Raw genomic sequence first — 13,938 nt, 5'->3', positions numbered from 1 at the left:
GTGTGTACGGGGATATGGTTTTTGCAGGTATGGTGACTGGAGTGGACTGTCGTCTGGAAATACCCTCGTTTCTGTCCAAAAATGGGACAAGGTGGGGTATTTTTTTGTTTGTTTTATACATAGGGTGTTATCCCGGAAAGGAACAGCTCGATCAATTCCCTCTCATAGCATCCGTTCTTGGGATTTGGTTATCCTCTTGACTTTCAATGAGGGGCCGTGCAGTTTCTTGTGGGGAATGCCCTATCTATGAATCTAGTCTCACTTTTTGGCAAAGCAATTGGGTAACATAATAACATTTTGTCATGACACTGTTCCTGTTTTTGTATCCCCGGGGGATTTATTTTATATTTATAAAGGTTCCTTTGATCATTAATTTATTGTAAATTCAGAAAATAATGGGTTGGACAGGGCGCTACCACTGCGTGATTTAGAGGTGTAATGAAATAGGTTATCTCGGAATTAGGCAGTGGGATTCTTGAGAGGGAATACAGAATCCCCGTTCCGTGGGAAAACTCGTCGGATAGAGGGAGTTTCCCGGGACCGTGCAATTTCTTGTGGGGAATGCCCTATCTATGAATCTAGTCTCACCTTTTCGTAAAGCAATTGAGTGACATAATAACATTTTGTTATGACACTGTTCCTGTTTTGATATCCCAGGGGTATTTATCTTATATTTATAAGGTGTTTCCTTTAATCACTAATTTATTGTAAATTCAGAAAATTATGGGCTGGATAGGCCGTTGCGAGATTTAGGGGTATAATGGATATTGAGATGGGCGGCGGATACCCAGTCTGATGCTGGAAGGATTGTACCACATAGGTTACCCCCAGAACTAGGCGGTGGGATTCTTGAGAAGGAATATGGTATCTCCGTTCCGTGAAAGAACTCATCGGATGGAGGGAGTTTCCCGGGGAAAAACCGTCGTGGCGCCTTAGACGGATTTTCCCCGAAAGGTGCTAGCTAGAAATCAAGGGTATGGACATCGTCCATACAATCCTGCCCTTGTTCCGTGCATAAGAAGGGATGAAAGTCATAAGCCGTGGTGGGGAGAGGTTCTTCGTTCGAAATTTCGGACTCGTAGTCAGCAGGGATCGAAAGAAGATCCTCGACAGGCAATGGGTTGGGGTTTTCTTTTTGTTTCCCCACCCAATAGAAAGCGGTAAGCATCAATTCCTTCATCGCTACCTCAAGACCAACGAATCCACCTTTTTTGCTATTCGTTCTCTCACGAAACAAAGCATTCAGCGATTCCGTGTAGTTCGTGGACAGTATATAGGGCAGAAGTATGGGGTTTTGGGTTATGGATGCCGCTTGTAAGCTCAGGGAGATTTTTTTAGGACTGAGCCTTTCCCATGCTTCGCACGTCGCCTTATTTCCAAACCGATACTTCCCTGCACACTCGGACCACCGTTCTAGTGCCTGTCCCATATCCCCAGACCGTAAGACGTAAGAAGCGTCCTTAGCCATTTCCTGGTGCTGGCGCGGTTAACAAGGTTCACAATTGTTTCTTGAGGTTCCAATAAAAATGGAGAATGATCCTTTGCGGATTCATAAAAATAATTATATATACTTTTAAGAAATCATATTATCCATAGCAGTTCGGTTTCTAAATTACGGCCGGGCCATCGATATTTATAATAATATTCTGAAATATATACACAAAACAAGATGTGATCCCTTTCTCCCATGTACATTCGAAACAACTTTTATGTTTCACCTGAAAATTACTGCCAAAGAAACTTGATAACCATCTGTTATTTCTATACAATCCTCTTTATACTATAAAAAAGGAGGTTGATAACAGATGATCCCAGGGCGTTGTACCATGGAACAGTCGAATTTGAAAGAGGTAGAGGAATGGATGGAATGCTTTGCGAATCAGTGGCACTGGTGTTCCACCAAAGAAGAAATTAAACTTGCAATCCTTTGCGAGTATTACAGGTAACATGCTTCATGGTACAGGCAAACATATGCCGATTATCATAATACGATTGGTCAACCGTGTAAGGATATCCTTTTTACCCTAACCATGGAGTTCGTTAAAGAGACCTTCGGGTGGACCGACAGGGAATTGATCGAACGTCTCCCACGGGAGGGACTATTTTTTGAAGCTCTGGGGGGGAAGAAAGGAAAGCCCCTTATAGGTAGAAGGACATTATATGACGGTAGGAAACGGTTGTTGGCATACGAGGAGAAAGTAAGATGCAATGTTACACAGGGTTCCTTTCAGCACTTCACCACCTTCCAAAAGTCAATAGTAGGTATGATATCCACCTGCCGTAGAATGGATAGCACACTAATCAACAGTAACATAAGGAAATTAACCCGTAATGAAGTGATCTATCTGGTGGCAAAAAATGTGGTTTGTATCTCGGCTGAACTTCAAATTCCCCTCCCCGCGGAGTGGGGGGTCTTTTTGGAAAAGGGATGCAAACAAACAGACATCGATTGTCAGCAATCATTGGGCCATCAGCCTCCTCTCCTCCCCCAAAAAGGAGTAACAGCAAGGGATCATAGGACTGCGGAGCTAGTTGGAGTTTGCTTGGCTATAAGGAACTACACCTCCGAATATGACGAAATCAGATCAACCAAGGAGTATGCATTGCTGGAAAGGGTGATCTGGGAACAGACGGAGGAGGATGAACAAGGAAATCTCAGGATGCTCCCCAAGGTGCGTTCTGGTAGTCTACAAAGCCCTTATGATCCTGATGCTCAGTACAGGAAGAAAAACAAACAGGAATGTTGGGGATATTCCGGCCAGATCGTAGAGGATCGTGATGGAGAGAAGGGAATAAGCCTGATTTCCTTCTTTGATCTGAGAGGTTCCCTGCATCCAGATACGACCTTTGCGAAGGAGTACATAGAAACATGGGTTCCCCATGATGGAATGCAGTTGTGTGCCGATGGAGGGTACTACAGCCATGAGATCAGCGAGCTGGCCCAATCAAAGGGTATTTCCCTATGTTTCACCAATATGACGGGCCAAAGGGAGAACCCCAATCAATTGAGGGCAAGCACGTTTGTGCGAGACAAAAGAACAAAGGAAATTACACGATGCGCGGCAAACAAGGAACCCGAGAACAGCCGGTACAAACCAGGGGGAAAACCAGGGAGCGGGACCAGTGTGGCTTATTTCAACAGGGAGGATTGCAAGAAGTGCCCCTTTGCGGATCAGTGCATTGGCAAACCCAACAAAACGGGGGGAAGAACCGTAAGATTGACCGACCGAACGTACTCAGCGGCAAAGCAAAGGGATCAATTGGAGCAACCCAAATACAGAGAAGCAGGGAATCGTCGTGCGGCCATTGAGGGCGTTTGCTCCGCACTCAAAAATGCCTATGGCGCCCGCCGACTTAAGGTGCGTGGTGAACGGAGAGCTAGGTTGACAATGTTCGCAAAGTGTGTAGCGTATAACACATCCCAAGTCTCCGAATATATAGTAAAATTTATAAGAATAAGAAGGAGGGATGCAATATAGTGATTAATATACCTCATAATTAAAAATATTCATAAAATAACCGGCACTATAGGCTGGTCTATTTGTCATGCTAAGATGTACGGAATAGGGCATTCCTTTCCACAAATATGGATTCAAAAACCAAGTTCCCATGGTTATAGTAGAAATCTAACCATAAGCGTTACGTTTCATTGTATCCGGCCCAAATCATTCATACTATTCAATTTATTATTTACATTAAAAATCGTCTATACATATTATACAGAATCAATTAATTTACTATTAGAAATAAATACATACTATTTTTAAATACAATTAATACCAGAAAAAACCAAATCAACTGATTTTTAATTCGCGCACCAGCACCATTTCCTTCTTCATACTTTTAGGAGCTGCATTCATGATGTTACGAATCGCATGAACGTAACATTGTTGGTGAACCGTATGGTGAGGAAAATGCTTGCGTACAACTAAGGGAAAAGCCCTATGCCCATCTGTGGTAACGATACGTATATCGTTGACATTCAGGCCCCGTTCCTTTAGTTTCCCTATATGCTGATCATAGGATTCCACATTCTCATCAGGCGAGGGGGTGATCCCTACTATGTCCCGCCTCCCCTCCGCTGTGATACCCGTGCTGACTGCGATCGCCTTCGAAACATAACGACCCTCCTCCCGAATGGGAACAAAGAGAGTATCCATGCCTATGGCCGTATATACTGTCGTGCTCAGATCCCTTTCGAAATATTGTATAGCATCGTTGTAATAAGGTTGCAACCATTGCGAAAGCGTTTCCGGGGACGTCCGAAGGTTGAATCCTTTCTCCAGTAGTTTACTACTATTTCGCAAGGAGAGGCCCGGAAGATAAAGACGATAAATGAAATCTTTGAGGGTATTCTTTGCACTCTGATAACGTGGTAACGAGTACGGTGAAAATTCCCATCTTGTCCTAGGAACCTCTAGATCTAGTTCCCCAAACAGTGTGCTATATCCGCGATGATAGACCCCATTCCCCTCATCCTGGGGATATTTCAGACAATGGAGGGTTCGATCTACACGCATGCGTAAGTTACATAGGTCCTCGACAACGGGTTTCCAATTCTTTGGGTCGGTTAAAGGGTCTATCTCTGGGATCCATGCGTTTTTTAACAATCCAATCAGCGCCTGCACCAAAATACTACCACCGTCGTGATGGAACATAAGGCTAGTAACGTCATTCAGGAGAAGGGAATCCTTCATTTTTTCCTTGTGATTCGATGGGCAACACAATAATAGCAGTTTCTCAATCAGATGCCTAGATTCCTCCCACTCCTTGGGACCCCATGAGGTAATTCCCTCCTTGAGATCATCGAAAAAACGTTGAGCACGTAAGAATCGATCCCGAGTTTTTGGATCGTGCAATTGATGATATCCATCCCCTTCGGATCGTGCATTCCCCGGACCTTTATCTTTTCCGTCACGCAAAGTTATGGATGGAGAATCCTCGATCAGTGGGTTGGGTTCCGTTTCTTGGGGGGCAGAGGAAGGATTCGTACTATGTAATTTCCCAATCTCACCGGCTACCGCAGACCATTTTGTGTCCTTATTCCCTGCTGCCATTGCCGTTGCCTTGTTGGCTAGGGCCAGCTTCTCGTTTGCCATTGCCATTGTCTCGTTGGCTAGGGCCAGCTTCTCGTTTGCCATTGCCATTGTCTCGTTGGCTAGGGCCAGCTTCTCGTTTGCCATTGCCATTATGGTCCTATCGGTTATAATCAGTTTCTCATCTATTAAGACATTATGGCTATGACAGAAGGGACACGTACTTTTCAGTGTTTTTCCACAATATGGGGAGTCAATGGACCGGTCGCCTGTCTTCATCGAATTTCTAGCTATCCATGACTCTTCTTTTTGGATATTGATTTTTCCTGATAATGTTGTATTATGGGTGTGGATGCTCATATTTTCCCTCCTCTGAGTTTATTGTTTGTTGGTGATCAATATTCTATCAGAGGTAGGGGGCGTGAGTCATCCCCTTTTTACATACATAACGCTTCATTCTTTTTCACTGCAGATCGTGCGATCGTGCCCTATTTGTTGATCAGATCGCTTTGTCCATGGTAATGGAACCTTGTTCCATCTTATCCGTAATGTTGACAACATTACGGATTTTTTGTTGTTTTGTACGTACCATAAACAGGATGGATCTTACTACAACACAATGTTCGTCTTCCGCGCAAGGACCTAGTAAAAATTTTATAAAAATTCATATGAAATAAGATAAATACCCCTGGGATACCAAAACAGGAACAGTGTCATAACAAAATGTTATTATGTTACTCAATTGCTTTACGAAAAGGTGAGACTAGATTCATAGATAGGGCATTCCCCACAAGAAACTGCACGGTCCCGCCACCCCCATCGGAGAGGATATTACTCATAGGAATGTATAGTTTCAGTAACGAACCAGTACTATTCGTATTTATGACCTATCATCCTGTGGTGCATATCTTCCATTTCTGTAGTAATGATATACTTTACTGTTTTCATATTAGGTATTAAGCTTGGTATACGGGGCGCCAAGGTTGATATGGGTATTCCCTCGTTATATATAGAAGAATGTTAACGCTTGAGATACTCATTGTCTCTGTTTTGTTCTTTGTATGGGCCCATCCTGATTCATGAGTAAGGAAGGGTACTCCCCCTTGAAAGATTTCCCCCATGGATGGGTTGATCTTGTCCCCCTCGCTGTAAGAATTGTGCAGAGCGGCCTTCCTTCATCTGTTGACCATGTTTGAAACATCATGGATACTTCATTCAATACCTATTACTATTTAGATACCAATATACCCCATAGGTTCCAGTTAAAGATAATATCATATTTTTTTATTGTATAGTAAAATATACATGTAGGATATCAATTGCAATTCTAATTTATAACTAACAGAGGGAGGAAAATGTAACAATGACTCATTGTTGCGGTGCCTGTATGACAGGTGCAAGGGTGGTTCTACGTCAGAAGGAAATTCTGATGCGTGATGTGCCCATACTTTGCTGTCCCGCCTGTCGTAGGGTTGAGGTACATCCCTTGGTAAAAAATATACTGGAGCAAGTCATAGAGAAACAGGGGGAGAATGAGGACCTGGTTACAGAGATGAATGTTAGTGAGGTAGTAGATAGTGAAACGGTAGAGGCCTGGCAGAACCACGGTGTGTCGTTTGGTGATGTGGTGGATGCAGTGGCGCTGCTGAAGGTACAAATTGATAGGTCGTTGGAGTTGTTGCATATTTCTAAATCGTTGCGTGATGCCCAGTGGACAGCGGAGTTGAATACGAGGTTAAGAGTTCTTTCTATTCATTTGCGTCGCGAGGTGGAGCATGCGGATGCCGCCTATGAGGGTGGATGAAGATTTTCTAACCTATTAGTACACAATGGGGGATATTTCAATGGGGCGCTGTATCTATATAATTAAAAATAATAATACTATTATTAAATAATCATTCATTGATCCAGAGAGATGATTGCATTTCTGGAGGCAAGGGGGATTTTCAGACCCTTTGCCGGTTTTGGATACCTAGGCACAAAGAAGACCCCACGCGACATTATGTACGCGGAGGTCCCACTCCAAGAATGTTCTCTGGTAGATTAGAAAATTTATCCATATGTTGGTGGAAACATTCTGCCAATTTTCGTGCTTGGATGGCATAGCTCTCCCTGTTGGGCCAGTTTTGTTGCGGTCGCAGGAAATTTTCCGGCACACCAGGACAGGAAACGGGCACGGATAGGTGAAAGAAAGGTTCCCTTGTGTGGGGGGAGTCGGCTAGTTTTCCCTGGATCGCGGCATGCACCATATTTCGGGTATGTTTCAGATCGACACGCTGACCTACCCCATAAGGTCCACCGATCCAGCCCGTATTTACGAGGTAGGTATGTGTTTTATGTTGGGCCATTTTTTCCCCTAGCAGTTGGGCATAGACGGTTGCGGCACGGGGTAGGAAGGGTGCGCCGAAACCGGGTGAAAATACGCTTTCCGGTTCAGCTATCCCTTGCTCTGTACCTGCTAGCTTACTTGTGTATCCAGCAAGGAAATAGTACATGGCCTGTTCTGGATTGAGCCGGGATATAGGTGGGAGAACACCAAAGGCATCTGCTGTGAGGAAGATAATGGTTTTAGGATGGTTTGTTACGCTGGGTAGGATTGCATCAGGGATGAAGGAGAGCGGATAGGCCGCACGTATATTCTCTGTGATGGATCCATTTTTGTAGTCAGGTATGCCTTGTTCGTCCAAAATTACATTTTCAAGTATTGCGCCGAAGCGGATGGCTTGGTAAATTTGTGGTTCCCTTTCCTTTTCTAGACGAATGCATTTTGCATAACAACCGCCTTCAAAGTTAAAAATTCCTTGTGATGACCAACCGTGCTCATCATCACCCACTAGGGACCAGGCGGGATCGGCGGACAACGTAGTTTTTCCGGTACCAGAGGAACCGAAGAATAGGGTAACTCCATGAGTGGGGTCTTTGCTGGCGGAACAGTGCATGGGTAGTACATTTCCCTCTGGGAGGAGGAAATTCAGGGCGGTGAATATCGATTTTTTTATTTCCCCTGCGTAGTGCGTGCCTGCGATAAGAACGACACGTTCGGCAAAATTCAGCACGACCACGGTTGGGGAATGAATGGGGATGGACCTCTTGTCAATTTGTAGCTTTGGTGCGGATAGGATGATGAAGGGGTCTCTTGAGGAGAGGGTGGACTTCCCGGTTTCATCAGCTTCCTGTGTTATAAAGACACAATGGGCAAAGAGTTGATGCCAGGCCAACTCCCCGAAAACGTGAACGGGTAGGGAATAGGCGGGGTCTGCGCCTGCATAACCTGCGAAATGAAAAATTTCTCGCTGGCACAGGTATGTTTCCACTTGTTTTAATAAATCTTCAAAGTACTCACCCTGAAGGGGTTGGTTGGTCTCCCCCCAAGCAACCGATCGTTTTGTCATGGGGTCGGAAACGATATAGCGATTTTTCGGCACACGTCCTGTGAAGGTACCTGTGTTAGCGCAGAAGGCCCCTGTGTTTGAGAGATGTCCCTCCGAGCGCTGTAGTGCTATTTCTACGAGTTTGGGTACAGCCAAATGTTCATGGATGCGTGTACCAAGCCGAAGGGATCGGCCGCTCGCTGTTTTGATGGTCGTATCCATGAAATTTCGTTCGCCTCGCTTCCGCCTTTTTGTCTGGGGGATTTGGATACTTTTCCCTCCAGGCCCACTTCTCATTCCCCATTTTACGAAAGAAAGGCTGAAAATGCAAGAAAAGGGGGGCGAATCGTTGGTTCTGGGCTATAGGGCGTAGTTCCTGTACTATTACCCGCCAGGGGATTCGTGTGGTGGTTTACATGTTGTGTACTATATCGTACAATGGAGCGTGGTTCCTTGTGTTTTGATTTTGTGGGGGGATCGCAGGATTTCCCCACCATGGGTTATGATTCCCGTGTATGGTTTTTTAGATGGAAGCCTTGTCCTCGGAAGTTGGCTTTCGAATGGGGTAAGGCGAGTTTTTCAAGAACGGTCGGTGAGTGGTGGATTGGCAAAACAAACAGAGAAAGGAAGAAGCTACGATAGGGTCAGGCCGGGTTGCCTGTTGTGTCTACAAATTCATAGGTTTCCTTCCTCTGAAAACGTAAGATTGTAGGGGCAATGGTGATACACCTGATTGGGGCGTAGTGAAGTTTTCATGAGTGAGTTGAAAAAAGGTGATGTTGTCCAGGGTACGGTAGTTTCGGCAAAGCCATTTGGGGCTTTTGTAACACTTACCTCTGGGGAAACAGGCCTTGTGCATATTTCACAGATATCTAGTAATTACGTAAAACAGGTCGGGGATGTGCTTCAGGTTGGGATGGAGGTAAAGGCCAAGGTACTCTCTGTAGAGCCTACCGGTCGGATTTCCCTGTCCATCAAGGCATTGCAGGCCCCGTCGTCGGATCGTCCTGAACGAGGGGGATGGGGGGGGGGTCGTGGCGATCGTGGCGATCGTGGCGATCGTGGTGGACGTCGGTCGTCTAAGTATGGCTCCACCGGAAATGACTTTGAGGATATGATGCGGCGGTTCATGAAGAGTAGTGAGGAACGTCTCAGTACATTGGCTGCTAAACAGAAAAGAAATCGTTGATGGTTTCATTTGCGTCGTATTCCTACCCATAGTGAGATCAGGAACAGATGGATGTAGAAGAGGAAAGCAGGGGGTTTCGGTAGCAATCGATCCCGCTGTTTTTTTAGCTTTGTTTTTTCTCTCCAACCGTGTATTGGGTCTTTCGGTTTCTTCTCAGTGGATGGGATGGTACGGACGCGGGGTAGCTATCCGAGTGAGTATGTGCATTTTTCCAGGGTGGTTTTTGATCCTAATTTTTGGCCCTTCGGTGTATTTCCTTGCACGTTACTTGCATGTTAACTATAATTTTATTTTTAATTTTTATAGATAGAAAAAAATACGTTCTTGTTTTTCATTCCTATCTTAAATCTGTTTTCAACATAAATATATTTATATTATCAGGGAAATACTATTTATTTTAATCATGCATTTAACATTCAGATCATCAAGCAACAAGTTATAAAAATATTGAAAATTTTAATTTTTCATAATGATCGAATACTATATTCTATCTTTCCCCCAATCTCCATGGTCTATGCCGTTTTTGGATCTACTCTTTCCCTCTCTGTTTCTGGTGGTAACGAAAACACGGGTCGGATTGCTATTCGATAGGTAAGCCTTGTCCATCAGGATCATATCGGGTTTTATCTGTGCTATGCTTCCCAAATTTCCGTTGGGGTTTCTTGGGGCAATTGTTTTATAATCCCTGCTAGGCCCCCAGACCAGATGTATGGGCTGTCCCTGAATTCAGAAGATTTCAGAACTTTTCTGTGCAATTTCTCGAAGAGTATTTTCGGCGGGGCGGAAAGGTGTCCTTCCCGTCGGCATCCCGCAGATTCCTATACAGGAGCCGGAGGAATGAATCATCCATCCGCCGGACAACGTGCCCCTTCGAGGGGGGGGAACGGGCTTTTCCCACAGGGGGGGTCCCAATGGAAGTAGGGATCGGCCAGAATCGACGGGAGATTGGCGTTCCGTAAATCGTAGAATCAGGAAGGTAATAGGGCTCCTATGGGTGTCTAGGGTACGTTTTCTATAGCCATTTCTGATGATTTTGCAGTATTCCCCACTGTCCCTTTGGTTGCTTTTCCGCCCCAGATATTCATCTTTTTCCTAGCTAGCGAACCATGTCCAAGCTCTTACTGGAAGTTCCCCAGTTTTTATCGTACAGGATTAGATATCCAACGGTCCGGATGGTCTGTTGGGATGGTCTGTTGGGTTGGTATTTCCCATTTTTGTAACTATGGTAAACGATCCAGGAGATTGTTTACCATTTTTTTCTTGCCGATAGGAGCTGGTAGGGTGGTACAAGTATCATGGGGGTATTGAGTCTATACCCTTTTCTATATCTGTAAATTTTTTCTGTGATATAATGGAGGTATATGGGCAAAAAAGGATAGCAATTTATTCCCATTTTTGATCCATCAAGATGGAATCAGTAGTTGATAAAAATACGTTAAAGAAGGGGAAATAGGGTCTGGATTCCCAATACACTTTATCTTTTGTAATATAATAAAAGTATTATAAATATAAATCCATGAAGGAAGTTTCAAAAGTGGAGAGAAAATCCTCCCTGAAAACCTTGTTCAAAAATTCACATCCACAACGAGATGGTGCTTGTGTATGTCGACTATCTCCTTCATGATTTTTCCCCCTCATCACGCCTGTGTCGATCCCGGTGTACAGACGCGGTCCTATTATGTTCCAGGTCTGTGCTGTATGGGGAATGGGAGTTGCATTCACGAGAATAGATTGTCACAATGGGGCGAGGGTGGGCGTTGTTTTTGATGGACGGGAGGAATGAAAAACGTCTGCATGGACATACAATGGCCATTATATAATTTTATTATATAATTATGAAAAATATGTATCCCTATCCGCCCTTTGGGGGGCGGTATGGTTGCTCTCTTGTCCTTAATTTCGTACTGAAATTGTGATGATTCCTGTGGTAGTTGCGGCGAGCAATGCTGGCAATGTGTTTTGCTTCCCGTTTACTATAAATTTATATTTAGTGGCCCCCTCTATCTTTATGGCATTGGGATAGGGTGATGAGGGGAAGAGAATAAGGAGATGGTTTTTTTGTCAGTCGGGGATGCGTTATTACAGGATATGGTAGCTGCACTCAATGAACAGCAGCAGAGGGCTGTACGGACTACGAAGGGTCCCTTGTTAGTGATGGCGGGTGCGGGGAGTGGCAAGACGCGTGTTCTTACCCATCGTGTAGGTTACATCGTAGCCTCCCAGTTGGCTCCCCCCTGGTCGGTTTTGTGTATTACCTTTACCAATAAAGCGGCAGCGGAGATGCGTCATCGAATTCATGCGCTCCTTCCGGGTCAAATGTCGGGCGTGTGGGTACATACTTTTCATGGATTGTGCGCACGGATTCTACGAACCGATATCCAACATCTTGGATATGATCCTACCTTTACCATTTTAGATACGAATGATCAAATCAGTCTTTTGCGTTCTCTGCTGGTAAAGGAAAATTTGGATGTACAAAAATACCCCCCACGTTTGTTTCGTGCCATTATAAGTACGGCGAAAAATGGTGGTTTGACTCCCCATAAAATGTTGGACCAAGCGAGAGGGGCACAGGATGAGCGGGCGGCGAGGATTTACCATTCCTATGAAAAAGCAATGCGTGCACAACAAAGCCTTGATTTTGATGATCTAATGCTTATGGGTTTACGTTTGCTGGAAGAGGTTCCCTCTGTGAGGGAACGCTATGCTAAGAAATTTCGTTATGTTCATGTTGATGAGTACCAGGATACCAATATGCTCCAGTATCGACTCCTGCGGATTTTGACTGCAGTGCATCGTAATTTATGTGTCGTGGGGGATATGGACCAATCGATCTATCGTTTCCGCGGTGCTGATAGGCGAAATGTTAGCCAGCTACGCGGGGATTTTCCTGATCTCACCATGGTTACATTGGAGCAAAATTATCGTTCTACCAAAGTGATCCTACAGGCCGCTAACGAGCTCATCGCCCATAACCCCGAAAGGGAGAAAAAGGTGCTCTGGACAGAGAATCCTAAGGGGGAGAAAATCCGGGTTTATGAGGCCCGTAACGAGAGAGAAGAGGCGGCCTATATTGTCAACGTAATCAACGAGGCGCATAAGAGGGGTGTTCCTTATTCCCATCATGCCGTGCTTTATCGGACGAATGCACAGGCGAGGACCATTGAGGAAACCTTTCTACAGGCCTGCATTCCGTATCGTGTTTGGGGGGGAATGCGTTTCTATGATCGTCGGGAGATTAAGGATGTACTAGCCTATTTGAGGCTCCTCCTTCGGCCTCAGGATGATGTCAGTTTTTCACGCGTTGTCAATGTACCCCGACGGGGTGTCGGGGGCGTAACTCTGGAGCGTCTGCGTACGAAGGCTGCTGAGCTGGGGTGCTCCCTCTGGGAAGCTCTTTCCCATGGAATGGATAAATCGAAAGGTCTGCAATCCTTTTTTAAAATTATGGAAAAATTGATTTCTTCCATGAACTCCTACAACCTACCCGAGTTGATTGATGCTGTGCTGGAGAGTACAGGTTATCTGACGTGGATTGAGCAACAGGAGAAAGAAAAGGCGGAGGATCGTATCGCCTACCTGGATGAATTTCGTTCCCTGGCGGCCAATTTCGACGCTGACTATGTTGAAACATCGGGGAGCGGTGGTATTCGGGAACGTTTACTGGTTTTTCTGACGGATGTAGCGCTATTGACCGATCTAGATCAGGATTCGGAGGAATCCTCCCCGGCTAACGACGTAGTGCAAATGATGACACTGCATAGCGCTAAGGGTCTAGAGTTTCCTTGTGTTTTTTTAGTCGGCATGGAGGAGGAGAATATACCCCATATACGTGCCCTGACAGAGGATCCTTCGGAAGGTCTTTGGGAGGAACGACGACTTATTTATGTTGCTTTGACACGTGCTCAGGAGACACTGCACCTTGTCCATGCGAATGTACGTACCCAATTTGCTGAGACGCTTCGGCGTATACCTTCCCGTTTTTTACAGGAATTGCCGGAGGACTTACTGGTGCATGAAAAAACATTATGGGAAACGTCCACTACCGTGCCTAGCAAACGCAATCGGTTTGTGGCCTCCCCTGCCCCCGCTTCCTTGGTATTGATGAGGGGTGATGTTGTGGAACATGCGAGCTGGGGGGATGGGAAGGTGGTGAATGTGGATGAAAAGGGGGATTCAGTGGTGATTCGGTTTCCTAAACCAGTCGGGGAGAGAAGGTTGTTGTTGTCCTATGCCCCGCTTGTCAAAAAATAATGGGGAAATTCATTTCCTATGCTCCAGTGATGGTACTGGGGTGGATTGGGAACTATGATTGTATCCCCCTGTGGGGTATAAACCGGGG

At 45.2% G+C, this 13,938-nt stretch carries 9 protein-coding genes and 2 pseudogenes; 7 read left to right on the top strand and 4 right to left on the bottom strand.

Annotated elements, in window-relative coordinates; all coding sequences use genetic code 11:
• Positions 1–14: 14 nt before the first annotated feature.
• A complete protein-coding gene (locus tag PPRES148_RS00730; protein ID WP_149452776.1) occupies positions 15–200 on the top strand; it encodes a hypothetical protein in 186 nt (61 codons plus the stop codon).
• 761 nt (positions 201–961) lie between these two features.
• Here the strand turns inward: PPRES148_RS00730 and PPRES148_RS13175 are convergent.
• Both PPRES148_RS13175 and PPRES148_RS13170 read right to left on the bottom strand, forming a co-directional pair.
• Positions 962–1,180 carry a hypothetical protein gene (locus PPRES148_RS13175; protein ID WP_425468230.1) on the bottom strand — a complete coding sequence of 73 codons (219 nt, stop codon included), beginning with the start codon at positions 1,178–1,180 and terminating at the stop codon, positions 962–964.
• A gap of 2 nt (positions 1,181–1,182) precedes the next feature.
• Positions 1,183–1,474 (bottom strand): annotated as a pseudogene (locus PPRES148_RS13170) (IS256 family transposase); the annotation flags it as partial.
• A gap of 331 nt (positions 1,475–1,805) precedes the next feature.
• Between PPRES148_RS13170 and PPRES148_RS10285 the strand changes: the two are divergent.
• Both PPRES148_RS10285 and PPRES148_RS00720 read left to right on the top strand, forming a co-directional pair.
• Positions 1,806–1,946, top strand: coding sequence for a hypothetical protein (locus tag PPRES148_RS10285; protein WP_187820297.1), 141 nt, complete (start codon positions 1,806–1,808; stop codon positions 1,944–1,946).
• A 126-nt stretch (positions 1,947–2,072) separates the two neighbouring features.
• Positions 2,073–3,479, top strand: coding sequence for a transposase (locus PPRES148_RS00720; RefSeq protein ID WP_223127890.1), 1,407 nt, complete (start codon positions 2,073–2,075; stop codon positions 3,477–3,479).
• Between the two features lie 345 nt (positions 3,480–3,824).
• On the opposite strand, the pseudogene PPRES148_RS13165 reads toward PPRES148_RS00720, so the two are convergent.
• A pseudogene (locus PPRES148_RS13165) lies at positions 3,825–4,790 on the bottom strand (IS256 family transposase); the annotation flags it as partial.
• 1,609 nt (positions 4,791–6,399) lie between these two features.
• On the opposite strand from PPRES148_RS13165, the gene PPRES148_RS00710 reads away from it, so the two are divergent.
• Positions 6,400–6,840 (top strand): hypothetical protein, encoded by a 441-nt coding sequence (locus PPRES148_RS00710; protein WP_149452772.1) that lies wholly within the window; start codon positions 6,400–6,402, stop codon positions 6,838–6,840.
• 196 nt (positions 6,841–7,036) lie between these two features.
• Here the strand turns inward: PPRES148_RS00710 and pckA are convergent, their stop codons facing one another.
• The gene (gene pckA, locus PPRES148_RS00705) at positions 7,037–8,629 is read right to left on the bottom strand and encodes a phosphoenolpyruvate carboxykinase (ATP) (RefSeq protein ID WP_149452771.1); all 1,593 of its coding nucleotides are present in this window, start codon (positions 8,627–8,629) and stop codon (positions 7,037–7,039) included.
• Positions 8,630–8,828: 199 nt separating this feature from the next.
• Between pckA and PPRES148_RS00700 the strand changes: the two genes are divergently transcribed.
• The 3 genes from PPRES148_RS00700 to PPRES148_RS00690 all read left to right on the top strand — a co-directional run bounded on the left by PPRES148_RS00700 (position 8,829) and on the right by PPRES148_RS00690 (position 13,850).
• Positions 8,829–9,119 carry a hypothetical protein gene (locus PPRES148_RS00700; protein ID WP_149452770.1) on the top strand — a complete coding sequence of 97 codons (291 nt, stop codon included), beginning with the start codon at positions 8,829–8,831 and terminating at the stop codon, positions 9,117–9,119.
• Between the two features lie 21 nt (positions 9,120–9,140).
• On the top strand, positions 9,141–9,596 hold the full coding sequence (locus tag PPRES148_RS00695) for a S1 RNA-binding domain-containing protein (protein WP_342779828.1): 456 nt from the start codon (positions 9,141–9,143) through the stop codon (positions 9,594–9,596).
• A gap of 2,058 nt (positions 9,597–11,654) precedes the next feature.
• Positions 11,655–13,850 (top strand): ATP-dependent helicase, encoded by a 2,196-nt coding sequence (locus PPRES148_RS00690; protein WP_187820296.1) that lies wholly within the window; start codon positions 11,655–11,657, stop codon positions 13,848–13,850.
• Positions 13,851–13,938: the final 88 nt, after the last annotated feature.

Source organism: Pasteuria penetrans (assembly GCF_900538055.1).
GTDB lineage: Bacteria > Bacillota > Bacilli > Thermoactinomycetales > Thermoactinomycetaceae > Pasteuria > Pasteuria penetrans.
The sequence above is the reverse complement of the archived record's forward strand: the minus strand, read 5'-3'. Positions and strand labels throughout refer to the sequence as shown.